The 16,534-nt window shown below is 41.0% G+C and carries 13 protein-coding genes; 4 read left to right on the top strand and 9 right to left on the bottom strand.

Features of this window, described 5'->3' with window-relative positions:
• Window positions 1–2: 2 nt before the first annotated feature.
• Complete coding sequence (locus MBBTH_RS08800) at window positions 3–854, bottom strand: shikimate dehydrogenase (protein ID WP_116592674.1); 852 nt, start codon at window positions 852–854, stop codon at window positions 3–5.
• Window positions 855–940: 86 nt separating this feature from the next.
• Here MBBTH_RS08800 and hisS point away from each other — a divergent pair, with 86 nt between their 5' ends.
• Genes hisS through MBBTH_RS08820 form a run of 4 tightly spaced genes read left to right on the top strand, consistent with a single transcriptional unit; the run spans window position 941 to window position 5,246 of the window.
• Complete coding sequence (gene hisS, locus MBBTH_RS08805) at window positions 941–2,236, top strand: histidine--tRNA ligase (RefSeq protein WP_116592675.1); 1,296 nt, start codon at window positions 941–943, stop codon at window positions 2,234–2,236.
• Between the two features lie 2 nt (window positions 2,237–2,238).
• Entirely contained in the window at window positions 2,239–2,646 is a 408-nt protein-coding gene (hisI, locus tag MBBTH_RS08810) for a phosphoribosyl-AMP cyclohydrolase (protein ID WP_116592676.1), read from the top strand.
• Window position 2,647: 1 nt separating this feature from the next.
• Complete coding sequence (locus MBBTH_RS08815; RefSeq protein ID WP_116592677.1) at window positions 2,648–4,492, top strand: PINc/VapC family ATPase; 1,845 nt, start codon at window positions 2,648–2,650, stop codon at window positions 4,490–4,492.
• A 4-nt stretch (window positions 4,493–4,496) separates the two neighbouring features.
• Window positions 4,497–5,246, top strand: coding sequence for a sugar phosphate isomerase/epimerase family protein (locus tag MBBTH_RS08820; RefSeq protein WP_116592678.1), 750 nt, complete (start codon window positions 4,497–4,499; stop codon window positions 5,244–5,246).
• Here MBBTH_RS08820 and MBBTH_RS08825 read toward each other — a convergent pair.
• The 8 genes from MBBTH_RS08825 to MBBTH_RS08860 all read right to left on the bottom strand — a co-directional run bounded on the left by MBBTH_RS08825 (window position 5,243) and on the right by MBBTH_RS08860 (window position 16,529).
• Entirely contained in the window at window positions 5,243–7,561 is a 2,319-nt protein-coding gene (locus MBBTH_RS08825) for a DEAD/DEAH box helicase (RefSeq protein ID WP_116592679.1), read from the bottom strand. The genes MBBTH_RS08820 and MBBTH_RS08825 overlap by 4 nt on opposite strands.
• A 97-nt stretch (window positions 7,562–7,658) precedes the next feature.
• Window positions 7,659–9,167, bottom strand: a complete 1,509-nt coding sequence (locus MBBTH_RS08830; protein ID WP_116592680.1) for a Mur ligase family protein — start codon at window positions 9,165–9,167, stop codon at window positions 7,659–7,661.
• The gene (locus MBBTH_RS08835; RefSeq protein ID WP_116592681.1) at window positions 9,160–10,545 is read right to left on the bottom strand and encodes a Mur ligase family protein; all 1,386 of its coding nucleotides are present in this window, start codon (window positions 10,543–10,545) and stop codon (window positions 9,160–9,162) included. Before MBBTH_RS08835 ends, MBBTH_RS08830 begins: the two co-directional genes overlap by 8 nt.
• Window positions 10,546–10,633: 88 nt before the next feature.
• Window positions 10,634–11,821: an aconitase X catalytic domain-containing protein gene (locus tag MBBTH_RS08840; RefSeq protein WP_279305949.1), complete on the bottom strand. Its 1,188-nt coding sequence runs from the start codon at window positions 11,819–11,821 to the stop codon at window positions 10,634–10,636.
• A 1-nt stretch (window position 11,822) separates the two neighbouring features.
• Window positions 11,823–13,157: a single-stranded-DNA-specific exonuclease RecJ gene (locus MBBTH_RS08845; protein WP_116592683.1), complete on the bottom strand. Its 1,335-nt coding sequence runs from the start codon at window positions 13,155–13,157 to the stop codon at window positions 11,823–11,825.
• Window positions 13,147–13,545 carry a 30S ribosomal protein S15 gene (locus MBBTH_RS08850; protein ID WP_116592684.1) on the bottom strand — a complete coding sequence of 133 codons (399 nt, stop codon included), beginning with the start codon at window positions 13,543–13,545 and terminating at the stop codon, window positions 13,147–13,149. Before MBBTH_RS08850 ends, MBBTH_RS08845 begins: the two co-directional genes overlap by 11 nt.
• Before the next feature lie 49 nt (window positions 13,546–13,594).
• Complete coding sequence (locus MBBTH_RS08855; protein ID WP_116592685.1) at window positions 13,595–14,146, bottom strand: XTP/dITP diphosphatase; 552 nt, start codon at window positions 14,144–14,146, stop codon at window positions 13,595–13,597.
• 118 nt (window positions 14,147–14,264) lie between these two features.
• Window positions 14,265–16,529, bottom strand: a complete 2,265-nt coding sequence (locus tag MBBTH_RS08860) for an Ig-like domain-containing protein (RefSeq protein WP_116592686.1) — start codon at window positions 16,527–16,529, stop codon at window positions 14,265–14,267.
• Window positions 16,530–16,534: the final 5 nt, after the last annotated feature.

Genomic DNA, 16,534 nt, shown 5'->3' on the forward strand with positions numbered 1-16,534 from the left:
TATCATTCTAAATTGAGTGTTTTTCTTAAGGCTTCTTCCATTACGTCTATTGGGGCTTTTTTGCCTGTCCATATCTCAAAGCTTTCCGCCCCCTGATAGAGCAACATCTTAATGCCGTATATAGGTTTTGCGCCGGCCTCAATGGCTTCTTTCAGAAGAACTGTCTCGTTCGGATTGTATACCGCATCGAAAACCACAAGATCCTCATGCATATCCTCGGCAAGGGCAATCGGCTCGTCATTAATGTGAGGATGCATTCCCACAGGAGTGGTGTCTATCAGGATATCCGCATCAATCAGACAATCGTTAATGGTGGAAATTGAACCTGACTTGACACTGTCAATCAGACCAGAATTCAAAACGTCCTCCGCCAGATTTTGGGCCTTCCGAACGTTTCTATTTAATATTGTCAAGGATCCGGCACCATATTTTGCAATATAAAATGATATTGCTCTTGAGGCTCCGCCAGCACCCGCTATGACAACATTCTTATCTTTTACTGAAGTCACTTCCTCAATCGCCTTGATAGCTCCAATGCCGTCGGTATTGTACCCTTTCATCTCCTTGAAATCGATTGTGTTGACAGCCCCTATCAGACCAGCGACCTCATCAATCTCGTCCAGATAATCCATCACCTGAATCTTATGTGGGATTGTGACATTGAATCCCTTGATGTCCAGTGATTTGGCACCGTCAATGGCTGATTTCAAATCTGAAGGGTCGACGTCGAAGGCGACATAAGCGTAATCCATTCCCAAAGCCTCAAATGCCGCATTGTGCATTGGCGGTGAGAAACTGTGTTCGACAGGATGGCCTATCAGACCTACAATATTTGTACTACCTTTAATATTCATATATTATTTAATTGATTACCAAACATTATATAAATTTGTATACACAAATTTTAATTATAATATATCACAAGATAAGGAGAACAAAAATGGAATTTACAAGACCAAGAGGTACAAGAGATTTTTTATTTGAAGAGATGAGACAAAGAAAACAAGCGGAAGGTACCTTGAGAAAAGTATTTGAAAGTTACGGTTATCAAGAAATCAAAACACCCTTATTTGAGGAATTAAGTTTATTTACAACAAAATCCGGAGAAGAAATTGTAGACCAACTGTATAATTTCAAAGACAAATCCGACAGGGAATTGACTCTAAGGCCTGAAATAACAGCTCCTGTTGCAAGATTATATTTGAATGAGCTTGAAAAAACAGCAGTCAAGCCAATAAAGCTATATTATTACGGAAGCTGTTTCAGATATGAAAGGCCGCAAAAGGGAAGGTTCAGACAGTTTTGGCAATTCGGATGTGAACTTATCGGTGCCAAAACCCCTCAAGGTGAAGCTGAAGTTATAGCATTGTGTTCAGACGCAATACAATCCTTAGGAATCACCACCGCCGATGTTAACATCAACCACTTGGGAATCATCAGGGGACTCTTCAGGCACTTCGACATCTCCACCGAAACCCAAAGGGAAATCATGGTGGTCATCGACAAGGGCGACAAGGACCTTCTAATCGAATCCCTAAGCGGAGACGAGCCTGTCATCGACAATGACGAATTGAATCAGATTTTATTGAAGCTCATCGACCTTGTTGGAGACAAATCCATAATAAGTGAAGTTGAAGAATTGATTGCTCCTTATGATGAACCGAAAGAGGCTCTGGAAGAATTGAAAGAGCTCATTAGTCTTTTGGAAGCCTTCCAGGTTGAAAACTACACACTAAACCTCGGGGTTGCAAGAGGCCTTGACTATTATACCGGAATTGTGTTTGAGATTTATGTTCCTGAACTTGGCGCCCAAAAGCAAATCTGTGGCGGAGGATCATACAGTCTTGTAAAAGTGTTCGGAGGACAGGAAGTTGAATCAACCGGTTTTGCCCTTGGATTTGACAGGCTGATGAACGCAATCGAGGAGCTGACCGAAACCGAGGAATTGCCTTCACACCTTGACGTTTATGTGGCTCCAATCTCAAAGGACGTCAGAACAGACGCATTTGAAATCACACAGACATTAAGACAGAATGGAATAAAGACAGATGTTGACCTGAACGCTAAGAAGTTCAAGAAGCTTATGAACTATGCGAACAATATAAAAGTCCCTAAAATAATCATTGTAGGCGCAAAGGACCTTGAGGAAGGAAAAGTGACCGTGAAGGACATGGTCAGCGGAGACCAGGAACTGGTTGACATCGAGAATATCGTTACCTACCTAAAAGAGGAATAAAGATGAATATTAATTTTAGACATGAAATCAATGGAATTCCAGTGATTACCGCCATTGCACAGGATAAGGAGACAAATGAAATATTGATGCTTGCCAACATGAATAAGGAAGCATTAATAAAGACAATAGAAACCGGCAAAGCGCATTATTGGAGCACTTCCAGAAACAAGCTATGGCTAAAGGGAGAATCCTCAGGCCACTTCCAGAAGGTTCATGAAATCCTTGTTGATTGTGACATGGACGCCATTATCCTAAAGATCACACAAACCGGAGCTGCATGCCACGAAGGATACCAATCATGCTTCTTCAGGAAACTGAAAACAGAAAACAAGATTAATATTGATGATTTAAGCGATGATGACTTGGAAATCATCTTAGAGAGAATTGTTAACCCAGATGACGTGTATTAAAATGAAATGTATTATACCAGACACAAGCGCTGTTATCATAGGTGCAGTGAGCAAAATCATAGAGGAAAGCGACTTGGATTACCCTGAAATCGTTGTGCCTGAAGCAGTCGTTTGTGAACTTGAACACCAGGCCAATGCCAACCGTTCAGAAGGCCATAAGGGTCTTAAGGAACTTCAAAAGTTACAGGAAATGCAGGATGAGGGCGAATTGGCAATTAGCTTTAAAGGAAATCGCCCAACAAATTATGACATCAAGTATGCCAAAAGCGGAGAGATAGACAGCATTATCCGTGACGTGGCAAGAAGCGAAATGGGAACCCTGCTGACAAATGACAAGGTTCAGGCAGAAACCGCAAAGGCGCAGGGAATACCGGTTTACTATTACAAACAGGAATTTGAACTGAAACCGTTGTCAATCGAGAAATACTTCGATGATAACACCATGTCCATCCATCTGAAGGAAAATGTCGTTCCGATGGCCAAGAAAGGAATTCCTGGACATATCCAATTTGATGTGCTGAACGAAAAGACTCAAAGTTACGGGGAGCTCAAGGAGATAGTTGACGAAATACTTGACAAGGCAAAAAGCGACCCTAAGACATATCTGGAATCCGACAAGGAAGGTTCCTATGTTGTTCAGTCAAGGGAATACCGTATTTCAATAGCTTACCCACCGTTTTCCGAAGCCTTGGAAATCACCGCAGTGAGGCCTGTGGCAAACATTGATTTGGACGAATACCACTTATCCAAGAAATTGCTTGAGCGAATCAGGACAAACGCTGAGGGAATACTGATTTCAGGATCTCCCGGAGCGGGAAAATCCACATTCGTGCAGGCAATCGGTAAATATTACTCAACCAAACTAAACAAGGTCGTCAAGACAATGGAGTCCCCAAGGGACCTTCAGCTGCCTGACGAGATTACACAATACGCCCCATTGGAAGGCAGCATGGAAAATACCGCTGACGTGCTTTTGCTTGTAAGGCCGGATTACACAATCTATGACGAATTGCGAAAAAACACCGACTTCAACATATTTGCAGACATGAGGCTCGCAGGTGTCGGAATGATTGGTGTTGTGCATGCGACACGCCCAATTGATGCTATCCAGCGTATCGCCTCAAGGGTGGAGCTTGGAGTGATTCCATCAATCGTCGATACAAGCATCTACATTGAAAACGGTAAGGTCACAAGCGTCTATGAAACCAAGATGACCGTGAAGGTTCCGACCGGAATGAAGGAGGCTGACCTTGCAAGGCCTGTCATTGAGGTTCTTGACTTTGAAACCGGGGAACTCAAAAACGAAATCTACACCTACGGTGAGCAGACCATTGTTATGGACATCAATCTGGTAAACGGAAGCTCATCCGAAGGCAGGCACAAGTCTTCCGTGGAAATAATCGCCGAAAAGGAAATTTTAAGGAAAATCAAAAAGATTCTGCCTAAAAAGGCGAAAGTCGATGTGGAGGTAATCTCCCCTGAAAGGGCAAATATATACATTCCTGAAGAGTTCGTTCCAAAAATAATCGGCAAGAACGGCAAGAGAATTGCTGAAATTGAGGAAAGCATTGGAATAAGCCTGGGGGTTGAGGTAATCGAGGATAAACCTATAAGCAAGACCCCATTTGAAGTGGACATACTTCACACCCGCAAGCAGCTGATCCTTCAGCTTGGACGTGACAACGGAAGGAAGAACTTTGATGTTTTAATCAATGGCGATTACCTGTTAACCGCAACCACCTCCAAAAAGGGAGAAATCAAGATTAAAAGAGGAATAGAGTTATCCGATTTCATCATTGAAGCACTTGAGATGGGATTGGAGATTACTGCTGTTCAAAAGATGTGATAACATGAAAATCGGAGCTTCAACATTAGCCGGAATTGATGACAGTTTGGAAAATGCACTTGAGTTCATTGAAGGTCTTGGCATTGATTACGCCGAAATAGTTCATCAATTTCCCACAGAACATATCAATCCGGAAACTTTAGAAAGTTACAGCCTAAAATACACAATCCATGCACCATTCATGGACGTAAATATCGCAAGCCCTCAAGATCAAAGCCGTCTGAATTCAATCGAGCAGGTGAAATCATCTATTGACCTCGCAAACAAAATAGATGCCGAGGCTGTAGTGATTCATCCGGGACTGATTTCATTTTTGGCAAACAAGTATTTCAGGAAAGAGGTTTTTGAAATTGCCAATGCATCCATGATTGAACTTGGAGCTTACGGTGATGATTTGGGTGTCTTGACCACATTTGAGAACATGCCCGCATTTGAAAGCATGATTTATGAAAACATGGATGAGCTGAATGAATTCCTCACCGACAACAACCTATACATGACATTGGATGTCGGCCATGCCAACCATGTGGGATATTCCGCAGACGACATGATTTTTGATTGCATTAAACACGTACATATGCATGATAATTTTGGTGATGATGACGCACACCTACCATTAGGTGAAGGCTCTATTGATTTAAAACGTGTAGTCAACAATCTAGAAAGCAAAAAATATGATGGCATCTACATACTCGAAGTAAATGATTACGATTCCATCAAAAAAAGTAATGAGTACATGAAGGAAAACTTCTAGAGAAGTTTCTTTTCCTTAATCTCTTTTTTAAAATAAAGGTATTTTGAATCTAAGACGTTCCTGATATCCTTAGCTGTTTTTTTACCTATTCCCTCAACTTCCTGCAAGTCATTTTCACTGGCATTGAGAATATTGCTTACGGTACCGAAATGCAAGAGCAGATTCTTTGCATTAACAGGACCTATATTAGGCAGGGACTCGACAATGAACAGTTGCTGCTCCATTAGACTGACAGGTTTCTTATCTGTTCTGATTTGAATAGGAGTCCTTTCACCGTTTTGCTCACGAACGGCAATTCTCTTAATCATTGCGGCGGTGTCCTGTGAATTCCTGGTTGGAATGATGCTTATGCCAAAGTCTATTGCAATGGAAGCCATTGATCCCCTGATTGCATTCGGATTAATCATCCCGGTGTATAAATCATCCCCCTCAAGAATCATTATAGGATGCTTGAACTCCTCGGACAATTCCTTGGCCTGCTTGAACAGTCTCTTGTCAACGATTGAGTCCACGAAGTCCTTGGCTGTTTTCCTCTCAATAGCCACCTCGTCACTTACCTGATAATCGGCAACGGCCATTGAGCGAACCTGTACATCGATCTCCATTTCTGTCAAATGCCTGATTACCTTGGAGTTTCCCTCACGTGAATCCGCATAGACTACCGGAAAGTCATTTTCCTTTTTAGGCCTGTCAACAACCTTGACCCTCTTTTCATTTTCCATCCTTTCAATGGCTGAGGCATTCAACTCCTCCAAAACGACAGGGTCAATCAATTGGTTTTTCATGCGGTCCTCTTTTCTAATGCTTGACCAGTAATAAGCCTCGTCTCGGGTTCCTTCAGTGATTAAAACCTTTACGCGACCTGTCCTTTTACGACCAGTTCTGCCACGCCTTTGAATCATTCTCACTTCTGAAGGAACAGGCTCATATAACACGACCAAATCAACGGCAGGGATGTCTATGCCCTCTTCAGCAACGCTTGTGGATAACAGCACGTCATACTCGCCCATTCTAAATGACTTGATAATGGCTTTCTGTTGCTTTTGGGTCAGTCCTTTTTTACCGTCTTTAGCGGCCTGACCAAAGAATTGCGCTGATTTTATTCCTTCCTTCTCGAGCTTTTGATGAATCATGTCAAGGGTGTCCCTATATTGGGTGAAGACTATTATCTTGGATGCTGATTCGTCGCTTTTATCTTCAAAACGTTCTGTGGTCAGCTTGCTTTGGCCATTATCACCCAATTCCTGTTTGAGTATTTTAGTAATCTCATGTAGCTTAGGATGTTCCAGACCACTCTTTTCGGCCTTTCTGGCCAGCTTGACCGCTCGTCCAAAATTATCATCAAGCATCAGTGACTTGGCGGCCTTGGTCTGTTTCTTGCGCAGCCTTCCGACATACCTGTTGAATGTATTGACACCCTGGGTCTCAATCAGCTCCTGGGCATGCTGAATGTTGATGACTGCAGTTAAGATGGAAATTGCATGGAAGAGCTCCTTATCCGGATTGGTTGACCTTGCAATCTCTCCTTGAATGCGGCCTCTTGCCTTCAGTATATCAACCTTATTTACGGAAACGGTCTTGATGACGCCCATATTCTTTAGGGCCTTGAGCCTTACCTTCAGTGATTTGTCAATATATTCCTTGATTTTGGCAAGTTCAGTGCCCATCTTCACCTTAACCCATTCGATTTCAACAGGGTTGAAGTATGGCTTCACGTCAACATCGTCCTCTGTCTTGACGACAATGTTTTGGATGTAAAGGTTTTCGCACACTTCCTTGATTTTATACTTATCGGAACCTGGTGAAGCTGTCAAACCTAAAATTAAGTTAAAATTGGATTCCTGAACATATCTTGATGCCAGATAGACATATGAATAGGACCCGACACCGTGATGGCATTCGTCGAAAACGATTAGGGAAACGTTGCTCAAATCATATCTGCCGTTCAGCAAGTCTGATTCCACGGTTTGTGGAGTGGCGGATATTATCCTTGACTCTTCCCATCTCTTGATTCTCTCATCGGTCTTGACGGCACCTGTTATTGATGTGCAGGGAAGGGTTATGAATTCCTTAAAGCTTTCCTCATGCTGTATTGCCAATGGCTTTGATGGAGCCAAAACCAGCACCTTTGAGTTTTTTACCTTATTCAATCTGTCGGCAGCCACAAGGATGGCCACGATTGTCTTACCTAAAGCGGTCGGTGCAACAACCATGGTGTTTCCCTTCTTCAAGACGTCCCCCGCAAGAATCTGCTGATATAATCTTGATTCGATTGCATCCTTTTTCAACAGTGGATGATTAATGTAGCTTGCCATATTCTAAACCCTTAAACTTTATATTTTAATATTAAACTTAAGTCTTATTAATATGTTGAGAGAGAGCATTTGAAAAGTAATAAAAATAGAAAATGGATTATAATTCAAAAATCACTGATTTGAATTTGGTGGCCGCTTCGCCAATGGCTATCACCATTTCACAATCCAAGTTTAATGCCTTTATCAGACCATCACGAACTTCCTCTTGTGAAGCGCCCAATGTTCCGGTTTTCTTGAAGTCGCTGATATGGTTCAGGAAAATCCTGTCGTTCAGCTTAGGATTGTCCTCCAGCTTCTCGATGGCAATCTTGTGGGACGCCACTGATGCCGGGACGATGAATTTTGAGAACTTCAAGACGCTGTTGAATATGCCTAAATCTCCAGGATAGCCTGATTCGGACGATACAGTAATGACAGTGGTAAAGTCTCCGAATAGCTTCTTGAATTCCTTCAATACGGTTTCAACGCCTGCAGGATTATGGGCATAATCGACAAAGATGTCCTTGCCCTTCACTTTTGCAACCTCTTCCATTCTTCCGCTCACGCCGGTGAAGCTTGCAACTGAAGGCAAAATCTTGTCATAAGGCAAATCCAGAAACTTGTGTGCCGCTATTATGACACCTATCAGATTGTAAACATTATGAAGACCGTCCACGCCCATCTTCACGGTAAGTTTCTCATCGGGAGTGTGCAAGTCGAATGTTCTGTTTTTCAAATCCACATTTGTTGCAATATAGTCCACCTGCGGAGTGGTTATTCCACATTGGCAGAAGTAGTAGCCGCAGCCTGAAATTATTTCCTTAACGGCGATTTCCCTTCCGCAGACACATTCCTTCATTCCGACTGAATCTGGCAACTCATCGACACCGAAGGTTATGACCTCGCCCTTATAGTCCAGTTCACGCAGCAATCCCATGATTGTAGGGTCCTGACCGTTTACAATCAGTGTCTTGCCGTCCAGTTCCTTAATGAATTCGGCTTTAACATTAGCATAATCCATGAAGCTTCCAAGGTCGTTCAGGTGGTCGGGTGTGATGTTTGTGATTACCCCTCCGGTCATGGAAGTGTTCTTGACAACCCTTCCGACTGTTCCGGGAACGCCGAATGTTCCGACTTCCAATATTCCAACATCACCGTCCAATCTGGATTGAAGGATTGGGATGAACTCCGCATTGCCCTGCATGCCTTCAAGGTCATGTTCGCATGGCTTTATTCCATTGTCGTAGGCTATCTTTTTAAGCAATGTTGTTGAGGTTGTCTTGCCGTTTGTGCCTGTAATTCCAAATACCGGCTTTTCCGGCTTGATCATTTCAATAATATCATATAATTCTAAAATCGGCTTGTCACAGTTTTTCAATACGTCAGAATCCTTTGGCAGGCTTGCCGGTGGGATAATGTAATCTGATTTTTTAAAGAACGCTTCAGGAGTCTTTCCATAGAACACGTCTATGTCATATCCTTCCAGGGATTTTGCGAAACGGCAATCTTTTTTAAATGACAAATCGGTTCCTATTACGTTGTATCCTCTTTGCTTCAGTATCCTTGCTATTAAATTTCCGTTTGCTCCGCAAACTCCAATAACCCCAAAGGTGTCATTTTTATTCATATTTTTTGCTCCCCTTTTCAAGCCCTTTCATGATCTTGTCGACTGTGGTTAGCCTGTCGTATGCTATAAGAGGACCCATGTGCAGTATTATGTCTCCAGGCTTGGAGTACTTGAAGGTCTCTTCAGCGGCGATTTCAATGTTTTCGACAGCGACCTTCTCGATTTTCGGATTTGTTATGGCGTCAAGTATTTCCTGAGCCGCTTCCATCTCCACTTCCTGTGTCACCTCATTGAATCCGCTTGCAATTACTGTCTTGATGTCATAGTTGCTGACCAGTTCACCAACCTCCGCCTTGTCTCTGACGGACAGTGTGTCGAAATGGTCAAGGAATAAAACCACACTTTCGTCCTTGAAGTAGTCAAGGGTGATTTTCATTCCATCATATAAGAATGCTGAGTCTAAGATTACCTTTCTTCCATTATAGTTGCCCACATCCTCCATGTGTGCAGGCAAGCCCTTAAACTCTGTTAATGCGTCAATAATATCTTCCTTTTTAACCCCGTAAGTCAATGCCACAGCACTTGCCGCCACTGAATTTTCGAAAAAGTAGCTCATCATGTGGAACGGGGTGGTGAAGGAATCGTCTTCATATTCAATGGTCAATGACTTGTCGCCGACAGTGCCCTTGAAATCGACATCCTCATCCAATGCGTAATACAGGGCATCACCCCTTTTGGGAGCGATGATGTCACGACATGAATTGTTTGCGATGAATGTCTCGCTCATGGCCTCAAGGACAAGCTTGCGTTGCTGGTACAATTCAAGTGAACCGCCGAATTCGGACAGGTGGTCCTCAGCAACATTTGTTAAAAGGCCCATCTTAATGTTCAGTCTGTTTAAAAGACCGATTGTTCCATGAGGAAGTTCAAAAATAGCTATGTCACAATCCTGTGCCTTTCCTTTAACTATCCCATCAATGATTGCTTCTGAAACCAAATTATTCACCAGGGATGAGCAGGACCATACGTTATATCCGGCCTGCTTGAACAGGCTTGTTGTGATAAATGTGGTTGTGGTCTTTCCCATGGTTCCTGTGATGCCTATGATGTCAACAGGAATCAAATCGTTAACCATCTTGGAGAATTCCTCGTTAGTCAGGACTTTTAAATCTGAATCCTTGATTTTTTGAGCGATTGGAGCGGTTTCAGGTAGAGTAGGAGGCATGTAAACGGCTTCAAACCCTTCAACTGAAGGGTCCTTATTGGCCATGTCTAACTTAACGCCTTCCTTTTCCATTTCAATTAAACTTCTTTGAAACTCTATCTTGAACTCTGAAATATCTTTTAAATCAGTTATTACAACGCTATGGCCCAAATAATTAAGCAATCTTGCAACAGGCCTACTAGCATTTCCTGCACCAACAACTAAATAATTCATAAAAAAGCCTTCCTAACAATTCCTAAATATAATATAGTTTTCATTAAATTTAAAGTTTAATTTTTGAAAAAAAGAAATAATAGAAAAACTATTCGAATTGAATAAGATTTTCTACATCGTTGTAGACAACATCAAGTCCGCACATTGACGGAACATAGTTTGCTGCCTTTGCTGAATTCACACCGATGACTTCAAAGCCCATCTCTTCAATAGGAGCCACAACCATACATGTGTCACATACAACGTTTCCGCCTGCGCTTTCGATTATCTGGGTGTAGCCCATTCTGTCAGCTGTTGCCTTGACGCTGACTGATGTGCAAATCCATAATTTATTTTTAATGGTTTTTCCTTGAACGATAGTTGCCACTTGCTTAATTTCCTCAAGTGATGCATGAGGACATCCGAGACAAATCAAATCAGGTGTCTTGTCGGTGGTTGTTAATTTTTGACGGGTTTCATTGATTTCCTTCTCGCCAATGAACATCAAGTCTTCAACATCCGCCTCACCGGCAATGTCAAATTCAGGGGTTACGTTCTCAACATGATAGAGAGCCACTGAACCTGAGGATGCAAGCGCTGCACCAAGTGTCTTTAAATCGTTGTTGTTTGGAGTGTTCTGTAGCTTGAAGTATGGTACGCCACTGCCGACAGCTTTACCGATAATGTAACCCAAAGCACCGAAATCAGCGCCTTTTAACTCGGTAGACACATTAACAACAAGATTAGCCTTTCTGTTTTGCTCCAGATGGAATCCATATAAAGGAGTTTTACCAACAATGGCCGCTGCAAGTGCCGCAGGACCTCCTTCACGATTGGTACGAGCTCCAATTACGGAATTGACATAAGCAACAGCAGATGATTCGGACCATGAAACATGATCCCTGAATCTTGGAACATTACCAACCAAATAAGGAGTGCAAGTACAGGTTTTTGCAATTCCAAGATTTGCATATGCGTCCACAATCTTGTTTTGCTTGATTGCAAAATACTCAGGAAATCCCAATTCCTCCCAATTGTCCAAGTCGGTTCCCGGAGGATTTAGTGAAGCGTTGATTGTCGCTTTTCCAGAGTCGTCTTGAGCCAAATCTTCAAGATATTCTAAACCAGCATCTCCAATTGTCTTATAAGAAACACCAGATACTTGTGCTGAGGTAATGTCAACCAGTTTGGAAGCTCCGTAAATGTCACCCAAGGCGACAAGGATGTCCATACTTTTTCTTATGGTTTCCCCGTATTCCCCATCACACATTTCCTGTTCTTTTTTTGTCAAAAACATATTAATCATTATTTAATTGGTATTCAACCATTTCGTCCACTAAATGTAAGAAGTTGTCTTTAGCCTCATATGGAATCATTGCGCCCGCAGCAATGTCGTGACCTCCACCAGTACCGTTGAAGTTGTTTGAGGAGTCCTGCAGGGCCTTGCCCAGGTTCACTCCACGGTCAACCATCTCACGGGTGGTTCTTCCTGAAATCTTGATGTCTCTGTGAAGACGTGAAAGACCGATGACAGGTTTTGAATTGTCCAGCAATTCGACTGACAGTCCGATGCTTGCAATGGTTCCCATCACGGATTTCAATACCTTGTCTTCTGAGTACAGGTATTGGATGGCATTCAATTGCTGTGCACCTTCACGTTTAATCCATTCAAGTCCTCTGACGATTTGGTCACGGTATTGGCGTTGCAGCCTTAAGGCAGCGTCCAATGCCTGATCCTTTTCTCCAAGGGCGATGCTTAAACCCAAACCCTGTTTCTTGTTCTTGCCGCACGCATCAAGAATGTATGAATATTCTTCCAAGTCGCGCAATAGCGGAACTTCCTTAGGAACTGTATAGCAGTCCCCGAAAATGTCAGGGTTTATTTCTATGAGCGCATCCTTCAAGAGATCCTTCTCCTCATCCTCAAGGTCTGTGAACTTTATTCCGTAGGACAGGCCTCTCTTTTCCAGAAATTCCTGTGCGCCCTCTAAATCTCCACTGATTCCAGGCAATGGTGGTGAAAAAGTGTAAGCAAGGGATTTGAAAATAGGTTCTGATGCCTTGGAAACTATTTTTAAGCCTTCGTGAATTTCAACAACTCCACTTTCCATTGCATCGCCAAGTATGGTACTGTTAACTCCAGTGAACCCGCCTTGACCTTGCATATCCCCAAATGCACCAATGAGTGCAAAGTGAGCCAAGTGTTTCTTGTCCAAGTCACGAACAGCCAGGTAAGCTGAACCTGCACCACACAAATCCTTACTTCCGTCAATGCCGAAAAGGTGAGGGTTAATGTGAACCACATTACTCTCAGCTTCTGTGTCATTGACCTGGTGGTGGTCAGCAACTATAACATCATGCTTGTAGGTGTTGAATTCCTTTATGAACGGACTTCCCATGTCTGAGAAGATAAACAAATCATACTTTTCACTTCGAAGCTGATTTACCATATCTTCCTTGAGACGTGGAATTATTGTTGTGTGGAACTGAACGTCTTCCTCTTTTAGAGCATTAGCTATAACTGCTGCCGCTGAAATTCCATCAGCGTCGTTATGAGAAATTAATCTGATAACACTATCCTTTTCAATATGCTCCTTAAGCATATTTGTGGCTTCGCTAGCCCTATTTAACAAGGAGTGCTGCTTCTCTTGGATTATATCTCCAACCTTCTGGTAATGCACCTTCACTTACGTAGTAAGATGCTAATCTTCTGATTCTAGCTTCGATGATTGTTAACCCTCTTTTAGAGTGTAAATCTTTAGGGTTTTCTTCTAAGTGGTCTCTGATGTTAACTGCTCTTCTGATTAAGTTCATTAAATCTTCTGGGTATTCACCAGCTTGACCGTTTCTTTTTAAAATTTGGGTAATTCTTTCACCAGTCACATCTTTAACTGATGGAATTCCGTATTGGTCTCTTAAGATGATACCAATTTCGGAGGTACTTTTACCTTCTTTGTTAAATTTTAAAATCATTTCTTCAATTTCTTCGTCACTATAAGTTACCCATTCTGGTCTTGCCATAATATAAACCTCTTTAAATTTTTTAAATCTTAAATAAGCCCAATTATTTTTACTCTTTAGTAGAATACCATTTGATAAACTGTTCTAAAGAATTTTTTCTATGTGAAAATTGGTTTTTTTCATCAGTTGTAAGTTCTCCGAATGTCTTACCTAAACTAGGCACATAAAACAATGGATCAAAAGCGAATCCTAAATCCCCTCTTTCTTCAACTGCGATTTCTCCTTTGACCTTGCCTAAAAAGATCTTGGGCTCAGAATTGGGGGCACAGTACCCAATAACTGACCTGAATTCGGCATAACGGTCATCAGCATCGGTTAATAACTTTAAAATTCCTTGATTTCCAATAGTATCTTGAACATAATGTGAATATGTTCCCGGAAATCCATTTAAAGCTTTAATGAATAAACCAGCATCTTCAACAATCACAGGTTTTCCAAGTTTACGACTCGCATATTTTGCGCCTGATATGGCCACTTCCTCAAGAGTTCCCTGAGGCTCTTCGTAACCTAAATCAATATGCTCAAGTTTAATGTCATAATCCTTGAAAATATTCTCTGCTTCTTTAACTTTATGTTCGTTACCAGTTATAAATGTTATCATATTTTTAATTATGAATTCATTTTTTTATAAATTTATCTTAAAAAAATCGCGCTTAAATCTTCAATGCGATTCGACATCAACGCGATGAAAATTAAAAAAAGAGTAGATAACTTAATATCTACTTTTTAACAGTGATTTTAACCTTTTTGCTTGCCTTTTTATAGTATTTGTTGCCTGAAAATTTAATGGTGGCTTTGTATTTGCCTTTTTTAGTCAATTTCTTTACTTTAAATGTGGCCTTACCTTTTGAATTGGTTTTGGCCTTGTATTTTTTACCTTTGACTTTTAAAGTGACTTTAGCCTTTTTAATTGCTTTGCCTTTAGTGTTCTTCAAGGTCACAACATACTTTTTGGTTTTTTGAGATCTTTTGAAGGATTTCTTTTTGGAAATGATTTTCACTTTTTCCTTGTTGATCTTTACATTAACCGTCTTATCGCTAACTTTACAGTTTTTGCCTTTGACTTTAATAACAAGTTTTTTAGAACCTGCTTTTGCAGTTTTTAAAGCTATTGAAGTTAGTTTTATGGTTGCAACACCCTTAGAATTGGTTTTAGCAGAACCTATAGTTTTACCATTCAAAACGAAAGTGACTGTTTGGGACGGGACAAAATTGCCTTTTTCATCCTTTAGAGTGATGCTATATTTACCGCCATAATTTATAACAAAACTGGCGGTCTTGGCGGTTATGCTTGCTTTTAAAGGATTAACAGTGAAATTGCCATATAACTCATATTCGACAAAATCAGGGCATTTATAAACCGCAACATATTTATATTCGCCCGCATCCAAATTGGAAATTTTGAAAACCGCATTACCGTCGCTTGCATTGGCGTAGTAAACATTTCCATTAATCTTAAGCAATACTGTAGCATTAGGGTTTGCGTATATGCCGGATTGATTTGTTACATTGAAACTGATAGACAGCATACTGCCATAAACATTGTTTTCAATGCCTGCAAAGTTAATTTCGACTGATTTTAAAAAAATCGGGCTATCGGAAGTTATATTGTTTAAAATGATTACTCCCCTATCTGAAATAACATTATTTGAGGAAAACAATTTTCCAACATTGTCCCCAAATTCAGAATCAGATATGTTTAAAAAATCTTCGAAAAATATTGCACCTGCAATTTCAGCAGAATTATTATTAAACACAGATTTGAAAATTTCTCCCACTTCACCAATAAATACGGCTCCTCCGTATGAATCAGCTTCATTATTTGTAAAAATGGAATCTTCAATACTTACTACTTCTGAATAGATAGCACCACCAAAACTTGCAGTGTTGCCGTCAAAAAGACAATCTAAAATGCAATTTTCGTCATCACTGCAAATTGCACCTCCGATTTCAGCATGATTGTCATAAAAGCGTGAAGCGTTGATTGTGGAATTCCTATTGTTTGAGATTTCAATTGCTCCTCCTAAATTGGCGCCATTATTGACGAATGTATTGTTGGATATGATGGCATCTGAACCTTCAAGGTATATGGCACCACCTTCACTGGCATTGTTATCTTCAAATGTGCTGTTCAGTATTTGGCTATTGTCACTTATACATTCAATAGCACCACCAATATCAGCAGTATTATTGTAAAAATAACAATTAACAATCATACCTTCCATTTCAGAGCCATGAACCGCTCCACCGTTGCTGGCAGAATTATTTATAAATTGACAATAATCAATTCTATAGTTTTTTCCATTCACATAGACGGCACCGCCTACCTCAGCAGAATTATTATCGAAATATGTCATATATAGGTTGAATCCGTTACCAATGGCATATATGGCTCCTCCATCGTTGAATGCAAAATTATCCAAAAATTCACAATATTCAACATGCCCGGATGAACCTGACCAGTCAATGACTCCCCCATAATTCGCAAAATTATTGTAAAAGCTGCAGGAGGACACATTTCCTTGAGTTCCATACCAATCAATCAAATGGCCAGATTCGCCACACCTGAAGGAATTGAACACAATATCTCGAAGAACAACATTGGACCCATGTACAGTAATCAAACTGAAGTCCTTGATACCTTCACCGCCATAAAATGTGAATCCCCTACCGTCAATGGTCACATTATCGCAATTAATTATAATTCCAGAGGTTTCATTTTCCACATAATAGTCATTATCCAAACTGATTACGTCTCCGGGGCGGGCATTTCCTATTTCACTTACAAGATTAGAGAAATTGCCTTTATCATCCTTTAATTTAAAATCGTCTATATTTGAACTTGATGTATCATCGATCATGTTCTGTGAGCACAAATCAGAATCATCAATGCCCGTATCATTGCAGTCAACAGCAGACACGCCTGCAATTGAAACAACAAAGCATAATAGTATAAGCAACTTAAAAACTTCTTTAAACTTCATAAAAA

The sequence above is a fragment of the Methanobrevibacter thaueri genome, from assembly GCF_003111625.1.
GTDB lineage: Archaea > Methanobacteriota > Methanobacteria > Methanobacteriales > Methanobacteriaceae > Methanocatella > Methanocatella thaueri.

Coding starts and splice junctions, on each gene's coding strand:
- MBBTH_RS08860 (WP_116592686.1), bottom strand. CDS start 16,529: ATGAAGTTTAAAGAAGTTTTTAAGTTGCTTATACTATTATGCTTTGTT.
- MBBTH_RS08830 (WP_116592680.1), bottom strand. CDS start 9,167: ATGAATAAAAATGACACCTTTGGGGTTATTGGAGTTTGCGGAGCAAAC.
- MBBTH_RS08850 (WP_116592684.1), bottom strand. CDS start 13,545: ATGGCAAGACCAGAATGGGTAACTTATAGTGACGAAGAAATTGAAGAA.
- MBBTH_RS08840 (WP_279305949.1), bottom strand. CDS start 11,821: ATGTTTTTGACAAAAAAAGAACAGGAAATGTGTGATGGGGAATACGGG.
- MBBTH_RS08800 (WP_116592674.1), bottom strand. CDS start 854: ATGAATATTAAAGGTAGTACAAATATTGTAGGTCTGATAGGCCATCCT.
- MBBTH_RS08815 (WP_116592677.1), top strand. CDS start 2,648: ATGAAATGTATTATACCAGACACAAGCGCTGTTATCATAGGTGCAGTG.
- hisS (WP_116592675.1), top strand. CDS start 941: ATGGAATTTACAAGACCAAGAGGTACAAGAGATTTTTTATTTGAAGAG.
- MBBTH_RS08855 (WP_116592685.1), bottom strand. CDS start 14,146: ATGATAACATTTATAACTGGTAACGAACATAAAGTTAAAGAAGCAGAG.
- MBBTH_RS08835 (WP_116592681.1), bottom strand. CDS start 10,545: ATGAATTATTTAGTTGTTGGTGCAGGAAATGCTAGTAGGCCTGTTGCA.
- hisI (WP_116592676.1), top strand. CDS start 2,239: ATGAATATTAATTTTAGACATGAAATCAATGGAATTCCAGTGATTACC.
- MBBTH_RS08820 (WP_116592678.1), top strand. CDS start 4,497: ATGAAAATCGGAGCTTCAACATTAGCCGGAATTGATGACAGTTTGGAA.
- MBBTH_RS08825 (WP_116592679.1), bottom strand. CDS start 7,561: ATGGCAAGCTACATTAATCATCCACTGTTGAAAAAGGATGCAATCGAA.